General features: G+C 58.5%; 19 protein-coding genes. 13 read left to right on the plus strand and 6 right to left on the minus strand.

All coding sequences use genetic code 11. The features are described from left to right. Positions 1-260: 260 nt before the first annotated feature. Positions 261-1,730 carry a glycine betaine/L-proline transporter ProP gene (proP, locus tag RTN40_RS01985; RefSeq protein WP_312226968.1) on the plus strand — a complete coding sequence of 490 codons (1,470 nt, stop codon included), beginning with the start codon at positions 261-263 and terminating at the stop codon, positions 1,728-1,730. A gap of 29 nt (positions 1,731-1,759) precedes the next feature. On the opposite strand, the gene RTN40_RS01990 is transcribed toward proP, so the two are convergent. The 5 genes from RTN40_RS01990 to RTN40_RS02010 all read right to left on the minus strand — a co-directional run bounded on the left by RTN40_RS01990 (position 1,760) and on the right by RTN40_RS02010 (position 7,446). Continuing rightward, a complete protein-coding gene (locus RTN40_RS01990; RefSeq protein WP_312226969.1) occupies positions 1,760-2,527 on the minus strand; it encodes a DUF3750 domain-containing protein in 768 nt (255 codons plus the stop codon). Between the two features lie 105 nt (positions 2,528-2,632). Then, positions 2,633-3,952: an FAD-binding oxidoreductase gene (locus RTN40_RS01995; protein ID WP_312226970.1), complete on the minus strand. Its 1,320-nt coding sequence runs from the start codon at positions 3,950-3,952 to the stop codon at positions 2,633-2,635. A gap of 249 nt (positions 3,953-4,201) precedes the next feature. Then, positions 4,202-4,900 carry a GntR family transcriptional regulator gene (locus RTN40_RS02000; protein ID WP_312226971.1) on the minus strand — a complete coding sequence of 233 codons (699 nt, stop codon included), beginning with the start codon at positions 4,898-4,900 and terminating at the stop codon, positions 4,202-4,204. A 140-nt stretch (positions 4,901-5,040) separates the two neighbouring features. Further along, entirely contained in the window at positions 5,041-6,543 is a 1,503-nt protein-coding gene (locus tag RTN40_RS02005) for an aldehyde dehydrogenase (protein WP_312226972.1), read from the minus strand. A gap of 9 nt (positions 6,544-6,552) precedes the next feature. After that, a complete protein-coding gene (locus RTN40_RS02010) occupies positions 6,553-7,446 on the minus strand; it encodes a dihydrodipicolinate synthase family protein (protein WP_312226973.1) in 894 nt (297 codons plus the stop codon). Between the two features lie 398 nt (positions 7,447-7,844). Here RTN40_RS02010 and yddG point away from each other — a divergent pair, with 398 nt between their 5' ends. Together yddG and RTN40_RS02020 are read left to right on the plus strand one after the other, a co-directional pair. Beyond that, positions 7,845-8,756, plus strand: coding sequence for an aromatic amino acid DMT transporter YddG (gene yddG / locus RTN40_RS02015; RefSeq protein WP_312226974.1), 912 nt, complete (start codon positions 7,845-7,847; stop codon positions 8,754-8,756). Between the two features lie 180 nt (positions 8,757-8,936). Then, the gene (locus RTN40_RS02020; protein WP_312226975.1) at positions 8,937-10,328 is read left to right on the plus strand and encodes an MFS transporter; all 1,392 of its coding nucleotides are present in this window, start codon (positions 8,937-8,939) and stop codon (positions 10,326-10,328) included. Positions 10,329-10,376: 48 nt separating this feature from the next. Here the strand turns inward: RTN40_RS02020 and RTN40_RS02025 are convergent, their stop codons facing one another. Further along, positions 10,377-11,411 carry a helix-turn-helix domain-containing protein gene (locus RTN40_RS02025; RefSeq protein ID WP_312226976.1) on the minus strand — a complete coding sequence of 345 codons (1,035 nt, stop codon included), beginning with the start codon at positions 11,409-11,411 and terminating at the stop codon, positions 10,377-10,379. A 204-nt stretch (positions 11,412-11,615) separates the two neighbouring features. Here RTN40_RS02025 and cmoA point away from each other — a divergent pair, with 204 nt between their 5' ends. The 10 genes from cmoA (at position 11,616) to RTN40_RS02075 (ending at position 21,617) form a co-directional block, all read left to right on the plus strand. Then, positions 11,616-12,359, plus strand: coding sequence for a carboxy-S-adenosyl-L-methionine synthase CmoA (gene cmoA, locus RTN40_RS02030; protein WP_312226977.1), 744 nt, complete (start codon positions 11,616-11,618; stop codon positions 12,357-12,359). After that, positions 12,356-13,057: an isoprenylcysteine carboxylmethyltransferase family protein gene (locus tag RTN40_RS02035; RefSeq protein WP_312226978.1), complete on the plus strand. Its 702-nt coding sequence runs from the start codon at positions 12,356-12,358 to the stop codon at positions 13,055-13,057. Before cmoA ends, RTN40_RS02035 begins: the two co-directional genes overlap by 4 nt. A 132-nt stretch (positions 13,058-13,189) precedes the next feature. Further along, a complete protein-coding gene (paoA, locus tag RTN40_RS02040; RefSeq protein WP_312226979.1) occupies positions 13,190-13,861 on the plus strand; it encodes an aldehyde dehydrogenase iron-sulfur subunit PaoA in 672 nt (223 codons plus the stop codon). Beyond that, on the plus strand, positions 13,858-14,808 hold the full coding sequence (locus RTN40_RS02045; protein WP_312226980.1) for a xanthine dehydrogenase family protein subunit M: 951 nt from the start codon (positions 13,858-13,860) through the stop codon (positions 14,806-14,808). The genes paoA and RTN40_RS02045 overlap by 4 nt, the downstream gene beginning before the upstream one ends. A 4-nt stretch (positions 14,809-14,812) precedes the next feature. After that, the gene (gene paoC / locus RTN40_RS02050; RefSeq protein ID WP_312226981.1) at positions 14,813-17,011 is read left to right on the plus strand and encodes an aldehyde oxidoreductase molybdenum-binding subunit PaoC; all 2,199 of its coding nucleotides are present in this window, start codon (positions 14,813-14,815) and stop codon (positions 17,009-17,011) included. A 9-nt stretch (positions 17,012-17,020) separates the two neighbouring features. After that, a complete protein-coding gene (locus RTN40_RS02055) occupies positions 17,021-17,965 on the plus strand; it encodes an XdhC family protein (protein ID WP_312226982.1) in 945 nt (314 codons plus the stop codon). Further along, entirely contained in the window at positions 17,965-18,519 is a 555-nt protein-coding gene (locus RTN40_RS02060; protein WP_312226983.1) for an NTP transferase domain-containing protein, read from the plus strand. The genes RTN40_RS02055 and RTN40_RS02060 overlap by 1 nt, the downstream gene beginning before the upstream one ends. Before the next feature lie 210 nt (positions 18,520-18,729). After that, positions 18,730-19,224, plus strand: a complete 495-nt coding sequence (locus tag RTN40_RS02065; RefSeq protein ID WP_312226984.1) for an SH3 domain-containing protein — start codon at positions 18,730-18,732, stop codon at positions 19,222-19,224. Between the two features lie 24 nt (positions 19,225-19,248). After that, positions 19,249-20,208 (plus strand): hypothetical protein, encoded by a 960-nt coding sequence (locus RTN40_RS02070; RefSeq protein ID WP_312226985.1) that lies wholly within the window; start codon positions 19,249-19,251, stop codon positions 20,206-20,208. Between the two features lie 53 nt (positions 20,209-20,261). Next, positions 20,262-21,617, plus strand: coding sequence for a protein kinase domain-containing protein (locus RTN40_RS02075; protein ID WP_312226986.1), 1,356 nt, complete (start codon positions 20,262-20,264; stop codon positions 21,615-21,617). Positions 21,618-21,732 lie beyond the last annotated feature (115 nt).

Here is a 21,732-nt window from a genome sequence, read left to right on the forward strand (position 1 = left end):
ATATTAATCCCTGTATTTTAGATGGGTTATTTATTGCTATCCTGCCATTGAGATTAAGCTGATATCGCCAATATTTGCGGAAAAACTAGTAATTACCGCCAAAAAGTTGCACCCGCCGCCTATTTTATTTATGGTGTACCCCCGCCGCTAAACGTGGCGAATTAATCATCATCTGCATCTTATAGCTTTCATTTCCTTTGATTTGGGTTTTACGGCTGCGAAAGCTATAAGGTTGCGCCATCCATACTCATGGGGAGTTTATGAGCAACGGAACGACGTTAAACCAGCAACAGAATCACGCTTCAACAAGCAATGAATTGACCGTAGATGACATTACCGTTATCGATAGCGGCCTGCTTAAAAAGGCCGTCGGCGCAGCCGCGCTGGGTAACACCATGGAGTGGTTCGACTTTGGAGTCTACAGCTACCTGGCAGTGATCATCGGCCAGGTCTTCTTCCCCGGTGCCAGCAGCACCGCGCAGCTGATCGCCTCCTTCGGCACCTTTGCCGCCGCTTTCCTTGTGCGTCCTATCGGTGGGATGGTATTCGGCCCGCTGGGGGATCGCTTCGGACGCCAGAAGATCCTCGCCCTGACAATGATCATGATGTCGGTAGGCACCTTCTGTATCGGCCTGATCCCCGACTATGACAGCATTGGTATCGCCGCGCCGATCCTGCTGCTGGTGGCGCGTCTGGTGCAGGGTTTCTCTACCGGGGGCGAATATGGCGGCGCCGCGACCTTTATCGCGGAGTACTCAACCGACAAACGCCGCGGGTTTATGGGCAGCTTCCTGGAGTTCGGTACCCTCGGCGGCTATCTGCTGGGTGCTAGCCTGGTGACGATCATGATCGCGGTTCTGCCCACCGAGGCGATGCACGCCTGGGGCTGGCGCATTCCCTTCTTCCTGGCCGCGCCGCTGGGGCTGTTTGGCCTCTATATTCGGCTGAAGCTGGAAGAGACCCCGGCATTTAAAGATCACATGGATAAGCAGGAGGCGCTGGAGCACAGCAAGCCGCAGCTCAGCCTGCTCCAGATGCTGAACAAACATCGCAAGCAGATCCTGAAGTGCATCGGCCTGGTGCTGGTGTTCAACGTCTCGAACTATATGCTGACCTCTTACATGCCAAGTTATCTGACCAGCGTGCTGGGCATGAGCGAGCTGACCGGCCTGCTGCTGGTGATGGTGATCATGTTTGTCATGATGCCGCTGACCCTCGCCTGGGGTTACTGGACCGATCGCATCGGCCGTCGTCCGGTGATCGGACTCGGCGCTGCGGGGCTGATCCTGCTGGCTATTCCGAGCTTTATGCTGATCGGCTCCGGCAATATGCTGGCGGTGTTTGGCGGCCTGGTTATTCTTGGCGTGCTGCACACCTGCTTCAGCGGCACTATGCCCGCTACGCTCCCGGCTCTGTTCGTGACTGATATCCGCTACAGCGCGCTGGCCATTGGCTTTAACCTGTCGGTCTCGCTGTTCGGTGGCACCACGCCGCTGGTGACCGCCTGGCTGGTGGATACCACGCACAACGTTATGATGCCGGCCTACTATATGATGGGGGCCGGGATTATCGGTCTGATTACGGTACTGACCCTGCGCGAGACGGCCCAGAAGCCGCTGAGCGGCTCCTCCCCGGCGGTGGCTACCCGCGCCGAGGCGCACCGTTTGATTGATAAGCTGCGCAAGCAGAAGCGCACGAAGCACCTGCAGGCGCAGGTGGCAAGCGAATAAGAACCCAAGACCCACGTTCGCGTGGGTTTTTACTGCTCCTGCAAATTGTCCGATCCGACGCCGCCGATAAACGGCAGGCGCAGGCGCAGGGGCGTAAAGTCGAGACCGACGTTCAATCCAAGCACGTTAAGCTCAAACCCCTCCTCTGCCCCCAGGGTCACTCCCGCCACACCCAGCACCGAAACCTGTAGCCCGCGCCCGGAAGGCGGCAAGCCGATGGGCCGATAGATCGGACGATAGTCTTTTCCTACCGCGTTAGCAGGCAGATCCAGCCTCAGGTCAGGCACTTCCCGCCCAATATGGGCAATAAAGGTGTTGCTGTTGGGACCCGGCCACGCGTGATAGGTGGTCGGCCACGGATAGGAGGCAATCGCCGCCTCAATTTGCGGGATCATCGCTTCGGCTTCTGGCCCACGACGATCTACCAGCAGGCGCGGTCTGGCCCCATACCAGTAGCCATCCGCAAGATTACGGTCGCGGCGCACCTTGTCGCCGCTGCCCCAGCTGATCACCTCGTAGCGGGTGTAGTGATCCTCTCCGGCGCGTTTGAAGATGATCCACGGATGCACGGCCACCGCGCCTTTCCAGCCGTAGGTTGGCGCAGCATAGACCTGAACGATCGCCAGCTGGGCAAATTTGGCCGGATCGGGCGCGATGCCAGCGGAGTCTCGCCGGGCGGACCACCACCCCTCGTTGGCTTTTGCGTCGCGCTGGCTTACCGCCTGGGCGAGACTGGCAACGAGAGAGAGCAAAATAATACACAGCAGACTCAATAGAACTGTTTTGAGAGCGATCATGGCACCTGTAGGGGAAATAAAAAACGGCGGGAAGTTGCCTATTCTACCGCCGTTTTTTTACCCAGCAAGCGCTGTGCTTAATTAATCACCAAACTTTACGTAGGCTTAAACCTCCAGCCCGGCGCGGAACTGGCCCCACTTCAGCACCGAGTTGACGCCAATGGAGAGGAACGGCTCCGGCGGAGTCCTGTTCGGTCCCGGCGACGCCACCAGGAAATCGATTAGCTCGTTACGCTCTCCGGCGATCATATCCGCCAGCAGCTTGCCGGTGGCGGTGCCGCGGGTGATGCCCAGCCCGTTGCAGCAGAGCGCGCCGTACACGTTCGGTGCCAGCTGGCCGAAGAAGCCTTCATGGTTATCCGACAGGCAGATCGCCCCGCTCCAGGAGTAGTCAAAATCAACCTCAGAGAGCATTGGGAAACGGCGCTCAAAGGATTTGCGGTGCGTGTCGATGTAGCCCTTCAGGAGTCGTTCACGCGGGCGGCCATCCGGCTGGAAGCTGAAGCTGTTGCGGATCAGAATGCGATTATCCACGGTGCGGCGTACCGTGCTGCCAAACGGATGCGCCGGGATAACGCCCCATACCGGCTTGCCGCCCAGCCGGGCCTGCTCTTCGCTGCTCAACGGGCGGGTCAGGCTGCCGTAGAGGAAGGTTGGCAGCAGGCGGCCACGCAGGAAGCCAAAATGCGTGGCGAAGGCGTTATTGGCAAGGATCAGCTTATCGGCGGTGATGCTCCCCTTGTCATGGGCCAGGGTCACCTTCTCGCCGTAGTCAATGGAGGCGATGGGCGTGTTCTCATAGAGAGTAACGTTGGAAGGCAGGCTATCCGCCAGCCCTTTTACCAGCGCGGCGGGCTGCAGCAGGATGGTTCCGGGAATATAGAGCGCCTGCTTATACCAGGAGGTGCCAATATGGTCCGGCAGATCCCGCCCGGAAATCATCTGCGCTTCGCGACCAATCTTCTCCAGCCCGCTGCGATACGCCTCAAGAATAGCAATGCCCTGATCGCCCACTGCCGCCTGATACTTACCAGAGTCTGTCATCTGGCACTCGATGCCGTGCTCCTGAACGATGGCACGCAAATAGTTTTGACCCAGCGTGTTGAGCTTGAGGATCAGGCTAGCGGTTTTCACGTCACCGATGTAATCCTTTGCACCAATATCATGGGGCACATCAATGGCAAACCCCGCATTGCGCCCGGAGGAGCCGAAGCCCACCTCCTGGGCCTCGATCAGCACCACTTCGTCGCCAGGAAAGTTAAGCGCCAGCTGGCGAGCAGCGGCCAGCCCGGTCAATCCGGCCCCGACAATCGCCCAGCGGACATGCTTGTGTCCCTGGTGCGCAGGACGCGGGATACGTTTTTTACTGGTGTGATACCAGCCCGGCAGGGCATCGTCAGCAGGCAGAGAGGTGATCTTTTGCACGTTCGTTACTCCGGTACGTTTTTCTTTAATCCATCCCGCCAGAGGGCCAGGCCGGACGGCGCAGGGTCATGTTACAGAAATTAGATTTATGAATACTTCTTGTATATTTTATGTATACAAGATGTATAAAAAACATGACGCGCGTAGCAAAAATGCACTCTGCATGAAAAAAGAAAACGTTGCTGAAGAGAGGTGAAATGCAGGCGTAGCAAGGCCTGCCGGCGAGTGCCAGCAGGCTTAAAATGGTATCTAGCGGTTGCCTTCCGGCGTCTGGATCAGATGGTCAGCTTTTAGCCCCTGAGGAGCGATAAATAGCTCCATATTGACCCGGGACAGCTCCCAGTGCTCAAACACCAGATCGACAACGGCCTGTTCATCTCGCGCCTCAATAGCGGTAATAAAGGCATCGTGGTGATCCGCTGCCAGCTGCAAACGTTGCTCCATATCTTCGTTCTGCGGACGGAAAAAGGTATGGCCAATGCGGCAGTGGTCAATCAGCAGACGTCCCAGGCTGGGTTGCAGATAGGGATTACCCGCCATCTCCCCCATCAGCTCATGGAAGCGATTATTCTCCAGGGCCAGCGCTTCGGCGTCGTGGGTCTGCACCGCCTTACGAAAACGCTTTTGCGTCTCCTTCAGGGCCTTTAGCTGAGCAGGCTTGTAGTTCTGCACCGCCAGTCGTCCTGTGGCGGCGTAGATCATTGGCGCGACCAGGAAGAAGTTACGCAGCGTTGAGTGGCTCATAGGGATCACCCGCACGCCGCGCTTCTCAACGATTTCGAGATAGCCTTCGCCAGCCAGCCGCTGAAAAACCTCTCTCACCGGCGTCCGGGACAGGCCATACTGGGCAGTGAGGCTGGCCTCATCCAGCAGCTCATCCGGATCCAGCTCCATCGTTAAAATAAGACGCTTTAGATCCTCATAAAGCGCTACTTTACCCGTTCTCATTGTCGCCTCCTGGAAATGCCCTGTGCATAGTGAGTGTGATAGTGATTAACCTACAGAAAAAGCCTGTATACCGCAAAAATAGTTAAAAAATTCACACCTCACACAAGGCAATGTTTTCTCAGGAGATCGTCTCCGGATCTTTATGCCTCTTCCGTGGGCAAATCGATCCAGATAGTCTTCAACTCCGTGTACTGATCGAGGGCGAAGACAGACTTGTCGCGTCCGCCAAAGCCAGACTGCTTATAGCCGCCAAATGGCGTCGTGGCATCGCCTTCGCCAAAGCAGTTGACGGTGATGGTTCCCGCCCGGATAGCGCGGGATACCCGGATCGCCCGGTTGAGTTTGCCAGTATAGACCGATGCTGCCAGACCGTAGGGGGTATCGTTGGCCAGCGCCAGCGCCTCGGCTTCCGTTTTGAAGGTAGTGACGCAGAGCACCGGCCCGAAGATCTCCTCCCGGAACAGTGCGCTCTGCGGGGTGACGCCATCGATAATGGTAGGCTGGACGTAGATCCCCTGCTCGGTGTCGCCGCCCTGTACGATACGCAGCCCCTCCTTGCGCGCGGTATCGAGGTAGCCGCTGACCTTGCTGAAATGCTCGGGGGAGATCATTGTCCCCAGCTTGTTCTGCGGATCGCTGGGGTTCCCCATCCGCCACTCGCCGATCTGCTCCGCAATAATGGCCAGCAGCGTCTCCTTCACCCCCTCCTGCACCAGCAGGCGCGAGGTGGCTGAGCAGTTCTCACCCATGTTCCAGAAGGCACCGTTCAGCACGTGTCCGGCCACGGTTTGCAGATCCTCAGCATCGTCAAAGACGAGGGCCGGGTTTTTACCCCCGCACTCCAGCACCACTTTCTTGAGGTTGGACTCCGCAGCATAGTGCAGGAAGCGCCGTCCGGTGGCGGTAGAGCCGGTAAAGCTCACCATATCGATATCCGGATGCAGGCCAATCGGCTCCCCGACCGCCTTCCCGGTTCCGGTCACGATATTCAGCACCCCTGCCGGGACGCCGGCTTGACTCGCCAGCTCCGCGACCCGCAGCGCGGTCAGCGAGGTCTGCTCGGCCGGTTTTACCACCACCGAACAGCCTGCCGCCAGCGCCGGGCCGATCTTCCATGCCAGCATCAGCAGCGGGAAGTTCCACGGCAGCACGCAGCCCACCACCCCGATCGGCTCGCGCACCACCAGCGCCATGGCACTGTGGCCTACCGGCGCGGTGTGGTCATAAAGCTTGTCGATCGCTTCCGCGTGCCAGCGCAGCACATGGATGGTCTCCGGCACGTCCACCGCCAGACACTCACTGACCGGCTTGCCGCTGTCGAGGCTCTCCAGTACCGCCAGAGAGTTAACCTCCTGCTCCATCAGGTCGGCCAGCTTAAGCAGGACGGCTTTACGCTCGCCGGGAGCCAGTTTGCTCCAGCTTCCGGTCTCGAAGGCGGCGCGGGCAGCGTTCACCGCCACGTCAACGTCGCTGGCGTCACAGGCGGGAATATCCGTGAGATGCTCGCCGGTGGCCGGGTTGGTGGTCGCCAGAGTGTTGCCCGACGCGGCCGCCGTAAAGCGACCGTTGATAAAGGCCTTATCCGGCAGGGGCAGATCCCGTACCAGGGTGGTGACATCATTTAACGTAGAGAGCTGTTGCATAGGTCCTCCTTACGCTGCCGCCACGTTGCGCTTAACGTCGGCGATGATGGTTTGCAGCTGGGCCTTCTCTTCCTCATTCAGATCCAGCAACGGCGCGCGGACCTGACCCGAGCGCAGGCCGTTCAGCTCGCAGCCGTAGCGGATAGACTGCACAAATTTACCCCCGTCGAGGAAGTTCATCAGCGGCATCATTGCCGCCATGATTTTGCGACCCTTGTCGAAGTTCTTCTCAACCACGCAGGCTTCATACAGCGCCACGTGCTCGCGGGGAATGAAGTTAGATCCGGCACAAACCCAGCTGCGTGCCCCCCAGGCGAAGAACTCCAGCGCCTGATCGTCCCAGCCGCAGGAGATAGCGATATTCGGGAACTTACAGGCCAGCAGGTGCAGGTTGTTAAAATCGCCCGAACTCTCTTTGATTGCTACCACGTTCGGGGACTGACTCACTTCGTTGAAGTAGGTCTCACCCATGGTGATGCCCATGCGGCCCGGATAGTTGTAGAGCATGATCGGTAGCTGCGCGGCTTTATCGATGGTCAGCGCGTGGTGAGCGTTCTCCAGCTCGGTAGGCAGCGCATAGGGCGGCGAGGTCACCAGGATCGCGTCGGCTTTGGTCTCCCGGGCATGCTTCGCAAAGTGAACAGCATCTTCGGTGCGGGTCGCGCCGGTGCCCACGATCAGCGGCAGACGGTTGCCAATCACCTTACGGGCGTGCTCAACCAGCGCCATCCGCTCCTCTGCACTCTGGGCATAGTACTCACCGGTGGAGCCACCGATGATAATGCCGTGAACGCGTGCCTCAATCAGCGACTCCAGCACTTCAGCAAAGCGGGCAAAGTCAACGCTGCCGTCGGCTGCGTAAGGGGTAATTGCCGGGGTGTAGATACCTTCGAATGTCAACACGATAACCTCCAGGGTAGAAACTTGTGACCATGACTGCCTGCGCACTGGCAGGGGCAGGATGCGTTTGTTAAAAATTTGCACTCAGGAGCGACCGGGGTCAATGGCTGGAAAAAAATTGTATACATGATGAATACAAAGGAAATACGTTTTAATAGAATATTTTTACCATAATTAAAAAATCAAATCATAAATATCAGTTATTTAAAATCATATACGCCGCGTAGTAATTTTCTATATAATTTCCGATAACGATCACATTCCGCAATTCTGGCCCGTCTCAACGTATTTACACCGTCAATCAGGAGGCATAGCTTTAATCCTGTATTTAACCGGAATTTAACACAGCGGCACGTCAGAGCACGCAGCTGTGACATAAATGTAAACAGAGGTTCAGGGTCATGCCCCAGAAGAAAGCGACACTTATCGGATTCATTGCCATCCTGCTGTGGAGCGCCATCGTAGGATTGATTAAAAGCGTGAGCGAAGGCTTTGGCCCGGTCGGCGGCGCAGCGCTGATCTATACCTGTAGCGCGGCACTGCTGCTCTGCACCATCGGCTTTCCAAAAATCCGCCGCTTCCCTGTCAGCTATCTGATCCTCGGCAGCGTGCTGTTTGTCTGCTACGAGCTATGCCTGTCGCTGTCTCTGGGATTTACTCACAGCGGCCGCCAGGCTATTGAGGTGGGGATGGTGAACTATCTCTGGCCCAGTATGACTATTCTGCTGTCGGTTATTGTTAACCGCCAGAGAACCAGCCCATTGATTATTCCAGGCGTTATTTTAGCTGTCGCCGGAATAGGTTTTGTATTGGGCGGCGATCGGGGTTTTTCATTCACCGAAATGGCAAATAACATAATGGATAACCCATTAAGCTATGGCCTGGCCTTTAGCGGCGCAATAATTTGGGCAATATATTGCGTAGTAACGAAAATTATTGCTGAAGGTAACAACGGCATTACCCTGTTCTTTATTTTAACGGCCTTAACCCTGTGGGTGAAATTCCTCTCGTCGCCGCAGCCTGAGTTTGTCATCACCTGGCATGCAGGGCTGAGCCTGCTGTTCGCCGCCATCGCCATGGGCTTTGGCTATGCCGCCTGGAACGTCGGCATCCTTCACGGCAACGTCACGGTATTGGCGGCGGCGTCGTACTTTATCCCCATTATTTCGGCGGTGCTGGCAGCGTTTATGCTCCACTCTCATCTGACAGTTTCTTTTTGGCAGGGCACCGCCATGGTCTGTCTGGGATCGCTGCTCTGCTGGTGGTCAACCCGCACCGTGGTCGCAAAAAAGCTTTCTAATGAAGTAACATAATTTCAAATAACAGGGAGACGTGGTTGTAACGTATTAATTATAAGAGTGCAGCAAGAACCATTATTTATTACGTGTGTTTTATCCGATTCGAACTTATCTGGCCTACATGAATTTCATGTGCGTTGTAATAAAAGTTACCCGCTGACTTTTATTACAACGCCGTGGAAGACAGGAGTTACTATGTCAAATACCATTTCTGTTGAAGACGTACCGCTTAACCGTTTCCACCGGTTGCTTACCGTTCGCTCCGGCGGAGGATCGTTTGTTGATGGTTATGTCCTGAGTATTATCGGCATTGCCATGACAAAAGTCTCTCCCGCTCTCGGGCTAAGCGCCTTCTGGGAGGGGATGATTGCCGCCTCGGCGTTGATTGGCATCTTTTTTGGCGGTTTTATTGGCGGTGCGCTTACTGACCGTCTGGGCCGTCGCCTGCTCTACTTCGTTGGCCCGACGCTGTTTATTGTCTGCTCGCTGGCCCAGTACTGGGTTCAGAGCGGTGAGATGCTCTTTGTTTTGCGCTTCCTTAACGGCGTGGCGGTAGGGATCGAGTATCCGGTTGCGACGGCTTTCCTGGTTGAGTTTTTGCCAAAGAAGAACCGTGGTCCGTGCCTCGCTACCCTAACTATCCTCTGGTTCGCCGGGGCCGCTACTGCCTATCTGGTAGGAGAAGCGATCCTTAACTTCGGTGGCCCGGAGGCCTGGCGTCTGACCCTGGCCAGCACCGCTATCATCGGCGCGCTACTGTTCCTGGTGCGTCTGGGAACGCCGGAATCGCCGCGCTGGCTGATTGGCAAAGGCCGCCAGGCCGAAGCGGAGGTGATTATCCGCCGCGTCTACGGGGCTGACTTTGGTCTGCAAAACCTGCCGGCCCAGGCCGAGAGCAAAAATCTCTCCTTTGTTAACCTGCTGCACTCCGGCTACGGCAAGCGCATGGCCTTCGTCACCATCTTCTGGACCTGCTCGGTGATCCCGGTCTTCGCCGTCTACGCCTTCGCGCCGAAGGTGCTGGAGGCGCTGCATCTGAGCGGCGGCTGGGCCTCCTATGGCTCCATCGCCATTACCCTGCTGTTCGTGGTGGGCTGCATCATCGCGACCCGGCTGGTGAACACCCTGGGTCGCCGTAAGCTGCTGCTGCACAGCTTTCTGTGGTCCGGGCTGGCGCTGCTGCTGCTGGGTCTGCTGCGTGACGGTCCATCGATGATTATCCTGCTGATGTTTGGTGCCTATGCCCTGTTTATCGGCGGTGCACAGGTGCTACAGCTGGTCTATCCGAACGAGATCTTCCCGACGGAGATCCGCGCCGGAGCGGTTGGCGTGGGCACTTCCCTGTCGCGCATTGGCGCAGCGGTAGGAACCTGGCTGGTGCCGGTCTCGTTACAGACTCTGGGGATCGGTTCAACGATGTATATCGCCGCCGCCATTACCTTTATCGGGCTGATCGTCTCCTGGTTCCTTGCCCCTGAGACCAACGCCCGCAGCCTGGAAGATGCGGCGGCACTGGATGACGAGCAGCCGCGTAAGGCTCGTGCCCCAGGCCAAATGCCAAAACGCAGCGTGCTGCAAAAAATGTAAACATAGCGCCGGGCGGCACAGGCTTGCCCGGCCTACATGCCTCTCTTACTACTCCTTCACCAGCTTCTCTACCACTCTGCGCCGCTTTCTGAACGAGCTGGGCGTCTCACCGTACTGCTTACGAAACCAGGCAATCAGATGCGAGGCATCGGAGAAGCCGGTGGCGGTGGCAATGGCGTTGATGCTGTTGCTGGAGTCGGCCATCAGCTTGCGCGCCTGCTCCAGGCGCATCCGCCGCCAGTAGACGGCAGCCGAGTGGCCCGTACACTTGGTAAAGATGAGGTTAAGCTGGCGGAAGGTCACCCCTGCGAACTCGGCCACGTCGGCCAGCGGCACCGGCGAATCCAGATGGTGGCGCATAAACTCAATTACCTTACTCACCAGCTCGTTCTCATAGCCATCCGGCTGGCTGAGGTTCTCTTTTTGCTTCGCCTTTGCGCCCGGCACGGCGACATCATCCACCAGCAGATATTTAAGCACCTTCTGGGTTCGCACCAGCCCGCAGTGATGACGGATCAGATCCGCGGCCAGATCGATGGCGGTGCCTCCCGGACAGGAGATAATGCCGCCATCTTTGATATAGGTTTTGTCGATCACCGGAATGGCTTTTGGAAAGCGCATTTTGAACTCATCCCGGGTGGTAAAGTGGATCGCACAGTGACGCCCATCCAGTAATCCCGCGCTGCCCGCGACGAAAGCACCGCTGCACAGGGTAATAATGGAAATATTGCGCGCGTGCAGATCCCGCAGCGCCTGCAGCAGCCAGGCCGGGGAGTGCCTTGTCTCCTCCAATAATCCACCTGCAACGACGAAATAATCCCACTCCTTACTGAAGTCGAGCTTTGCCGTCGGTGAAACTGGCAGGCCGCAGCTGGCGGTCACCGGCTGGTCATCGCAGGTCATCCACTCCCAGCGACAGAAGATCTGGCGGCTGGAGAAAGATTCATCTGCTGCAAAGCGCAAGGACTCCACCAGCCCCGCCACGGAGGCCAGCGTGAACTGTTTCATCAGCAGAAAACCGATAGTGAGATCGGGTTTCGGCTCAAGGTTGCTTTCAGGGGTGAGGCGTTTCAGCTCATTCATAACATTTATGATACCAGCAATATAAATTCAGGCAGTCTAAGGAAAGCGCGCGTCGACCTTAAGATTGTAACGATAACAACACTTTGCAATATATCCACACTGGCAGAGAGGTGATAAATTAGATACTTTCCCACCTCATTATAACAGGTCAAATTTAAACATTTGCTCAATGAATTTGATGCCTAATAAGCATGCGAATCAGATATGTTCACAATCGGGGTCGTTATGGGTCAGGATAAGGTATTTGCTCTGGAGAAGAGCGCAGAAGATTTTCGTTTTGATAGCCAGGTCGCAGGCGTGTTTGACGACATGGTTGACCGCTCAGTGCCCTTCTACCAGGAGATCCAGCGCATGGTAGGTGAGCTGGCGGCAGAATACGCCACCGAGGGAAGCCAGCTTTACGATCTGGGGTGCGCTACCGGCACAACGTTAGCCCTGCTGGACGGTGTGCTGCCGCAAGAGATTGTTTTTACCGGCATCGACAATTCGCCGGAGATGCTGGAGAAGTGCCGTAGCAAATTCACCCAGCTGCACTCGGCACGCGAGACGCGTTTTCTCTGCCAGGATCTTAAAGAGAAGCTGACGTTTGATAACGCCTCGGTGGTGGCGATGATCCTGACGCTGATGTTTGTCCGCCCCATGCACCGCCGGGCGCTGCTGGCATCTATCTACGAGGGGCTTAACCCAGGCGGGGCGTTAATACTGGTGGAAAAGGTGGTTTGCGACTCGCCGGATCTCAACAGGCGTTTTATCAAGTACTACTACGATATGAAACGTCGTCACGGCTACAGCGAGCTGGAGATCGGCCAGAAGCGTGAGGCGCTGGAGAACGTCCTCATCCCCTATAGCGAAGGCGAAAATCGCCAGATGCTTAGTGACGTTGGCTTTCGCAGCGTTGAGGTCTTCTTCCGCTGGTATAACTTCTGCGCGATGGTGGCGATAAAATGACGATCGCCATCGGCAACTTTCTCTTTCGTTCCCGCAACGCGCTCTTTCCGCTGCTCTATTTAACGCTGTTTCTCGGCCAGCAGCGTGTCAGCGAGGCCGCCGTTACCATGCTGGCTGCTGGCATGGTCATTGCTCTTGTTGGACAGGGGATCCGTATTCTGACCGTGGGGCTGGACTATATCGTGCGCGGCGGTCGCCAGCGCAAGGTTTATGCCGACAGCCTGGTGCAGACCGGGCTTTTTGCCCACTGCCGTAATCCGCTCTATCTCGGTAACCTGCTGATGATTATCGGCTTCGGCGTTGCCGCCAATAACCCATGGTATCTGGGGATCGCGATGCCCCTCTTTTTCTTCGGCTACGCCTGCATTATTGCCGCAGAGGAGCACTACCTGTTGGGACGCTTTGGCGATAGCTATCGCCATTACTGCACGCAGACCCCGCGCCTGCTGCCGCGTCTGACGGGGCTGGGTCAGACATTGCAAACTTTTGCCTTTAACTGGCAACGGGTAGTGGTGAAGGAGTACACCACAATCTGTATGACCCTGCTGGTGCTGGTCCTGCTGGCCGCAAAAGCGCTCAGGGCCGACACCCATGGCTGGCTGCTCTCTGGGGGCCTTATCCTGCTGATCCTGCTCGCCTGCCTCGCGGTGCGGATGCTAAAAAAATCGGGTCGGCTTAACGCCGGTCCGGCACGCTAGTCCCCCCTTTCTCTCCCCGCATTAATGTCCCCTGCTCAATAGCGTATGCAAAAAGCAGGGGTAATCTTGTTTTCACCGCCTACTATTATTTAGCGCACGTATAAAAACAACGCTATAGATGTGGAGGCAATTATGAGCAATCAGAGCAATGAAGCGGACCGAGGGCCGTACGATTTCAGCGTAACCCGCCGGGTGCTGATCAAGGCCAGCGCCGCGTCTGCGGCGGCGGCGGCTATTTCACCCACCGTCGCGCTCAGCGCCGGGGAGTCGCCGGTGACGCCACCGCCTGAAACGATGCCGGTTTCGTTCAAGGTAAACGGTGAAACGCACCAGCTGGAGCTGGATACCCGTACCACCCTGCTGGATGCCCTGCGCGAACATCTGCACCTTACCGGCAGCAAAAAAGGGTGCGATCATGGCCAGTGCGGAGCCTGTACCGTTATCGTTGATGGACGCCGGATCAACTCATGCCTGACCCTCGCCGTGATGCACCAGGATGCGGAGATCACCACCATTGAGGGACTGGGCACCCCGGATAACCTGCACCCGATGCAGGCCGCCTTTGTTAAACACGATGGCTTTCAGTGCGGCTACTGCACGCCGGGGCAGATCTGCTCTTCGGTGGCGGTACTGAAAGAGATTGAGGCGGGTATTCCCAGCCATGTTACCGTGGATCTGGTCTCTGCCCCGCAGGCGACGCCGGATGAGATCCGCGAGCGGATGAGCGGTAACATCTGCCGCTGTGGGGCCTACGCCAATATCCTCGCCGCCATTGATGACGCTGCCGGAGGCCTGAAATCATGAAGGCCTTTACCTATGAGCGCGTTAATACGCCTGCCGAAGCGGCAGCCAGCGCCGGACGCACGCCCCACGCTAAATTTATCGCTGGCGGTACCAACCTGCTCGATCTGATGAAGCTGGAGATCGAAGCCCCACTGCACCTTATCGATATCAACAGCCTGGCGCTGGATAAGATCGAGCCAACCGCTGAGGGTGGCCTGCGCATCGGCGCGCTGGTGCGCAATACCGATCTGGCAGCCGATGAGCGGGTGCGCCGCGACTATGCCGTACTCTCCCGGGCGCTGCTGGCCGGGGCCTCCGGACAGCTGCGTAACCAGGCCACAACGGCGGGCAACCTGCTCCAGCGCACCCGCTGCCCCTACTTCTACGACACTAACCAACCCTGCAATAAACGCCTGCCCGGCAGCGGCTGCGCGGCGCTGGAGGGTTTCAGCCGCCAGCTGGCAGTCGTCGGCACCAGCAAAGCCTGTATCGCTACTCATCCCAGCGACATGGCCGTCGCCATGCGGCTGCTCGACGCGGTGGTAGAGACGGTACGTCCGGATGGCCAGACGCGGGAGATTCCGATCGCTCAGTTCTACCGCGCGCCAGGTAATACGCCGCACATCGAGACGACGCTTACCCCTGGGGAGCTGATTACCGCCGTGATCCTGCCGCCGCCGCTGGGCGGAACCCATATCTACCGCAAGGTAAGGGATCGCGCCTCCTACGCCTTCGCGCTAGTCTCCGTCGCCGCCATCGTGCAGCAGGACGGCAGCGGTCGGGTGGCGCTGGGCGGTGTAGCACACCAGCCCTGGCGGCGGGACGATGCCGATGCGGCGGTGGCCCAGGGGGCGCAGGCGGTCTATGACCGACTGTTTGCCGAGGCTCAGCCGACCCATGAAAACGCGTTTAAATTAACCCTGGCGAAGCGCACTATCGCCTCGGTGCTGGCAGAAGCGAGGGCATAAAACGATGAAATTTGATAATCCCGCTACGGAAAACCCTATCGATCGTATGAAGGTGGTTGGCCGTCCGCACGATCGTATTGATGGCCCGCTAAAAACCAGCGGCACCGCGCACTACGCCTACGAGTGGCATGACAAAGCGCCCAACGCCGCCTACGGCTATGTGGTCGGCGCGGGGATCGCCAAGGGGCGCATTAGCAGTATTCGTATTCAGGCTGCTCGCAGCGCGCCAGGCGTGCTGGCGGTGGTCACCGCCGACAACGCAGGAAAACTGGGCAAAGGCGAGAAGAATACCGCCATCCTGCTCGGCGGTCCCGAGATCCAGCACTATCACCAGGCGATCGCCGTCGTGGTGGCAGAGACCTTTGAGCAGGCGCGGGCGGCGGCGGCGCTGATCGAAGTGGATTACCAGCGGGATCGGGGTGAATACGATTTAGCCGAAGCGAAACCCAGCGTGACCGCGCCGCAGGAGGATCAGCCTGACAGCGTGACCGGAGATTTTGCTACCGCTTTCGCCTCTTCCCCGGTCAAGCTCGACGCCACCTATACCACGCCGGATCAGAGCCACATGGCGATGGAGCCGCACGCCTCTATGGCAGTCTGGGAGGGGGATAAGCTCACCGTCTGGACCTCTAACCAGATGATTGACTGGTGCCGCTCCGACCTCGCGCTGACGCTGAATATACCGAAAGAGAATATTCGTGTCCTGTCCCCTTACATTGGCGGCGGTTTTGGCGGCAAGCTGTTCTTGCGCAGCGATGCCCTGCTGGCCGCGCTTGGCGCACGGGCGGCGAAGCGTCCGGTGAAGGTCATGCTCTCCCGACCGCTGATCCCCAACAACACTACCCACCGTCCGGCTACTATCCAGCAGGTACGCATCGGCACCGATGAGGCCGGGCATATCACCGCCATCGCCCATGAGAGCTGGTCCGGCAACCTGCCCGAGGGTGAGCCGGAGACTGCCGTGCAGCAGACGAACTTCCTCTATGCCGGGGCGAATCGCCACACCGGGCTACGGCTGGCGGAGCTGGATCTGCCGGAGGGTAATGCCATGCGCGCCCCAGGGGAAGCGCCAGGGATGATGGTCCTTGAGATCGCCATCGACGAGATTGCCGAGAAGGCAGGCGTCGATCCGGTAGAGTTCCGCATCCTCAACGACACCCAGGTCGATCCCACTAACCCGGATCGCCCCTTCTCGCGCCGTCAGCTGGTGGAGTGCCTGCGTACCGGCGCTCAACACTTTGGCTGGCAGCGCCGTAATTCAACGCCGGGCCAGATCCGCGATGGCCGCTGGCTGGTGGGCATGGGGGTGGCTGCCGGTTTCCGTAATAATCTCGTGATGACCTCCGGGGCGCGGGTGCATCTCGATGCCCAGGGTACGCTCACCGTCGAGACCGACATGACCGATATCGGCACCGGCAGCTACACCATCATTGCCCAGACGGCAGCCGAAATGCTGGGCCTGCCGCTGGAAAACGTCGTGGTGCAGCTGGGTGATTCAACCTTCCCGGTCTCTGCCGGATCGGGCGGTCAGTGGGGTGCCAACAGCTCCACGGCGGGGGTTTATGCGGCCTGCGTTAAGCTGCGCGAGGCGGTGGCGAATAAACTGGGATTCGATGCGCAAAACGCGGTCTTTACCGATGGCAGGATCATCGTTGACGGGCGCAGCGCCCCGCTCACCGATGCCGCCGCTGCCGGGACGCTGACGGCTGAAGACACCATCGAGTTTGGCGATCTGCAGGAGAAGTATCAGCAGTCCACCTTTGCCGGGCATTTTGTCGAAGTCGGCGTGGATATCGCTACCGGCGAAGTGCGGGTGCGCCGGATGCTGGCGGTCTGCGCCGCCGGGCGGATCCTCAATCCGAAAACGGCGCGCAGCCAGGTCATCGGGGCGATGACCATGGGCCTTGGCGCGGCGCTGATGGAGGAGCTGGCGGTGGATACCCGGCTGGGCTACTTCGTCAACCACGATCTCGCCGCCTACGAGGTGCCGGTTCATGCTGATATCCCTGTTCAGGAGGTGATCTTCCTGGATGATACCGATCCCGCCTCTTCTCCGATGAAGGCCAAAGGGGTCGGCGAGCTGGGGCTGTGCGGCGTTAGCGCCGCCATCGCCAATGCGATCTATAACGCCACCGGCGTACGGGTACGCGACTATCCTATTACGCTCGACAAGCTGCTGAGCGATCTGCCGGAAGCGATATAGGAGACCGCTGTGGTACCACAATCTGCTCAACGATTAACAGAGAGTGACCCCGCTGCGACGCCGCAGCGGGCATTTTTTACCGACGACAGCATGGCGGTGCTGCGCTTCGCGTCCCAGGCGCTGGCCGCAGGCATGGATGCAGCGCTGATCGTTTTGACCGAAATTCGCGGCGGTGCGGCACGTCCCTTAGGGGCGCAGATGGCCGTGCGCGAGGATGGTCTCTACTGCGGCTTCGTCTCCGGCGGCTGCGTTGAGGCCGCCGCCGCATGGGAGGCGCTGGAGGCGATCAAATCCGGCGAGGATCGAACGGTCATTTACGGGGAGGGATCGCCGTGGTTTGATATTGTCCTGCCCTGCGGGGGCGGGATTACCCTAAGCATCCACCCGCTCCGTTCAGCGCGCCCGCTCCTGGCGGTGCTGGCGGCGCTGGAGCAACGTCATTCCACGACGCTTCGCTACTTCCCCCATTCGCAAACGCTGCAGATCGGTACGCCCGAGGGCGAGACCGGCTGGGAGAGGGGTGCTTTTGTCATGCACTACCGCCCCGTGACGCGGGTCATTATTTTTGGCCGCTCGGTCGAAGCTGAAATAACGGCTAAACTCGCCGACGCTGCGGGCTACGACGTCCATATCGATGACGGCTCCAGGCTGCGCACCACCTCTACGCTGATCGATGCCCATACCGCGGTGATCCTTCTCTGGCACGATCTTGACCGGGAGCTGCCTCTGCTGACCGCCGCCCTTGCCGCCGCGCCCTTTTACATTGGCGCATTGGGCAGCCGCCGCACCCATGAGAAACGGGTACGCGCATTGACCGAGCGCGGGTTTCATCCCCACGAGATTGCGCGGATCAAAGCGCCGATCGGCATCTTTCCCCAGGCGCGTGATGCCAGCTCGCTGGCGCTGTCGGTGCTGGCGGACGTGGCGGCGGCGCGCAGCCGGAAGCCTGAGTGATGGCCGCACTGCCTGTGGTGATTGTGCTTGCTGCCGGGCGAGGCGAACGGTTTATTGCCTCGGGGGCGACAAGCCACAAGCTCGATACCCTGCTCAACGGCATGACAGTACTTAACCGCACGCTTGAGGCGGTGAACGCCTCCGGTCTGCCGTGGCATCTTGTGCGGCCGGAGGGCGGCACCAACGGTATGGGAGAGTCCATTGCGCTGGGGGTGCAGGCCACGCCAGAGGCGGCTGGCTGGCTGATCCTGCCCGGCGATCTGCCGCTGGTTCAGGACGCTACGATCCAGCGCGTAGCCGAGACGCTAACGGCACGAACCATCGTCATGCCCCACTTTCAACAGCATGCGGGCCATCCGGTCGGCTTTGGACGCCGCTATTTTCATGCTCTGGCTTCACTGGCAGGTGATGCTGGCGCAGCGGCGATTGTGCGGGAAGCCAGGGCCAGCGGCAACGTACGAGATCTGCCCGTCACTGACGACGGTATTATGCGTGATATAGATACGCTGGCCGATCTTGATCTGGCACAAGGTTTACTGCCTGCGCGCCTTTAAAAATATATCCGGATGTGGGATGAAATAGCGGAAAAATTGTTTCAATAAGAATATACGCAAGCAAAGGTAATATTTAACAATCCCTTCCCAGCAGAAGGCGATTGAATTGTTATAAACTCAATGTAGAATCATCAGACTATGCTTAAGCTGTATTAATCCTTTAGTAGTCAGCGGCGGTCGGGTTTAATCATTTTTTCAGGGAAAGTTATAATGAAATTGCGAGGCCTGTTACTTCTCTTTATGGTCACTATCGTTGTCGGCTGTAAAGCACCCCCGCCGGCGCTGACGGACGATACGCTGGTGACCAGTCAGGTCAATGGCGTTACGCTGACGCACCGTTATGCGGTTTCGCCACCTGCCACCTTTAAACCCGTTAACGAGGCCTACCGGGCACTCTACCCTGGCTCCATTCTCAGCACCCCTTCCTACGGTGGTAAGGTGCTCGGCCAACTGAAAAATGGCCAAACCTATACCGTCCTGGGCGAAGTGGATGACGCCTGGCTGGCCATTGCCGAACAGGATGATGAGCAGCTGATTGGCTACGTGCCGCCGCGTGCGTTAGTAAAAAGCGCCCTCTACGCGCAGACGCTAAAGAACGATCGCCCCCGGCCTAAGCGCGCCGCGAAGAAAACAACCTGCGTGGCGGTGGATGACAGCAGCAAGGCCTGTCAAAAAGGCGACAGCGGCACCTGGATTATTGATTAATTACTCTGGCTAACAAGGAATTTTATGAAAGTCTGGCTTTCGGGTTTAGCGTTGCTTCTGGCATCCGCAACCGTGTCGGCAGGGAATTATCGTATTGCCCAATCCCCCTCTCAGAAGCTGGATGTCTGGATAGACAACGTTAACGATAAATCACCGCAAAGCTGGTGCTCCGCAAGATTACCGCTGCGCATTGTGGCCAGCGGTGATAAAACGCCCTCGATTTTGACCACCTTTATGCCCCGCCTCGGCGCGCTGCTGGAGAGCCAGTGCAGTACCATTGGCCAGGTAAACTGGCAGATGGTCGATCCGGAAGGCGAACTGCTCGCTGAAGGGATTGCCAGCAAAGAGAGCGAATGGGCCGTCGTCATTACGCCGCGGGCGGCTCAGCCTGCTACTCAGGCTATTCAGGCCCAGCAGCCCTCTCCGGCTGCCGACCGTACGCCGTGGCTGGAATTTACCTTGCAGGATGGCTGCCACCTGCGCACCTTCTGGCAAGGTGACACCAGCGCCTCGGCGCTGTTTATCCCGGCGAAAGCTAACGGCAAATGCGAGCGCGGCGGCTGGCTTAACGGACGCAGCGAGGTGATCCAGCGCGGCACCCAGGGTGAAAAGCGCTCAACGATGACCTTTGTGCACGGTTTTCCGGTCAGCGGCCTGAGCGAAAAGGCCAATGCCGATAGCCTGCTGATCACCAGCGTCAACAATGAGCGCATGGTCGTGAGCGACAGCCAGGCTCCCCAGAGCTGGCTGATCCTGCCCTACGATCCGCAGCTCAACGGCTGGAAAAATAGCGGTACCGTGGCGGTAGAAGTGTCGCGGGATCAGGCCCTGGACGATACCCGACTTCAGACGCGGCTCAACGAGGTGCGGAAAGCGTGGTCCGCCTGGCTGGAGCCGGGCACCAGCCTGACGCTACTGCTGATTGATAATCTGCACCCGCAATTGCGAGATCCGGCAGCCGGTGCCTGGCGCACGCAAAAGTGATCCTGAAATACCTATCTGAATAGCCGTCAGTTTTGAACAGAGATCCTCATATAATGACAGAGAGCGAGTACAATCCGAGCATACCCGACGCGCTGCCGCCGGGTTTTCGTTTCGATGAGCTAGAGATCCAGGACGTTATTCAAACCAGCCATACTGATATTCTCTACCATGCTCTTGACCGCGAGCTTGAGCGTCCGGTCATCATCAGGGAGTTTATGCCCCGGGCGCTGACCCTGCGCGGCGAGGATATGCGCCTGGTGCTACGCAGCAAACAGGACAGCGCCGCCTTTGCCGCCGGCCTGAATACCTTTGTCGAGCAGGCCCGCCAGCTGGCGCGCTTTACCCATCCCAATTTGATGCTCGTCCTGCGCTTCTGGCAGCATAACGATACCGCCTATATCCTGACGCCGCGCTATGACGGCGTCACTCTGGCAGAGCTGCATCAGCAGCAGCCGGACGCAGTCAACGAGGCCTGGATATTACAGCGGTTGCCGATGCTGTGCAGCGCCCTCGCCACTCTGCACCACGCGGGTGAGCTGCACCGCAATATTTCGCTCAAGAGCATACAGATTGAGGAGAGCGGCCAGCCGCTGCTGCTTGACGTTGGCGTATCCCACGCCCCGGCGGGCGATCCGAGCGAGACCAGTAAACTGCTGCTTCACCCCGGTTTCACCCCTCTTGAGCAGTATGCGGACGCCAGTGAGGATCTTCTCGGACCGTGGACAGATATCTATGCGCTGGGGGCGGTGCTCTATACGCTGATTACCGGCTCACCGCCGCCCGCCAGCGTGGCCCGCAGCATTCAGGACGGCTGTTCGCCGCTGGCAGAGGATCCGCCGCCGGGTTACTCCCCTGCGCTGCTGCAGGCGGTCGATCGCGCGCTGGCGCTGAAGCCGGAGGATCGGCCCCAGAGCATTGCGGAGTTTGCCGCGCTGGCGGGAATTACGGTGGGCGATACCGGACAGCTCCCGGCAGTGAAAAAAACCGGCACGATGCTGGTTCCGGTGGAGACACCTGCCGCCGCCCCCTCTTTATGGCTGCGCATTAAAACCCCATCGCAAATCGCGGCGGGGGTGCTGGTGGGCGTTATTGCCGGTGCGCTGATCTTTGGCGCACCGCATAGCGATACGGAGACGGCAGCCACGGCCACGCCCGATCAACCTGCCGCGACCGTGGCCAGTACCCCTGCCAGCGGCCCTATCGCCCGGGTTTATATCCGCATGAGCGATGCCGACAGGCTGCAGGTAAACGGCAAGCCGCAGGAGATCGCGCCGGCGGCCAGCGGCTTTGCCTACCTACAGCTCCCCGCAGGCAAGTATGAGTTTACCCTGCAGAACGGCAGCCATGTCCGCCGCGAATCGCTGACGGTGGCAACGCCCGGCACCTGGCTGCTCAATCCTCAGGGTTAAAGGCGGGGTAGCGCCCTGCTCACGCAGGGCTTTTTTTGCTGAAAAATGTTTGTAAGTACGCAAATTTTTACTTCTGGTACTCCAGGCAGCGGATATTCGTCTACTGTTTTCAAAG

The sequence above is a fragment of the Pseudescherichia sp. genome, from assembly GCF_031987975.1.
Classification (GTDB): Bacteria; Pseudomonadota; Gammaproteobacteria; order Enterobacterales; family Enterobacteriaceae; genus Pseudescherichia.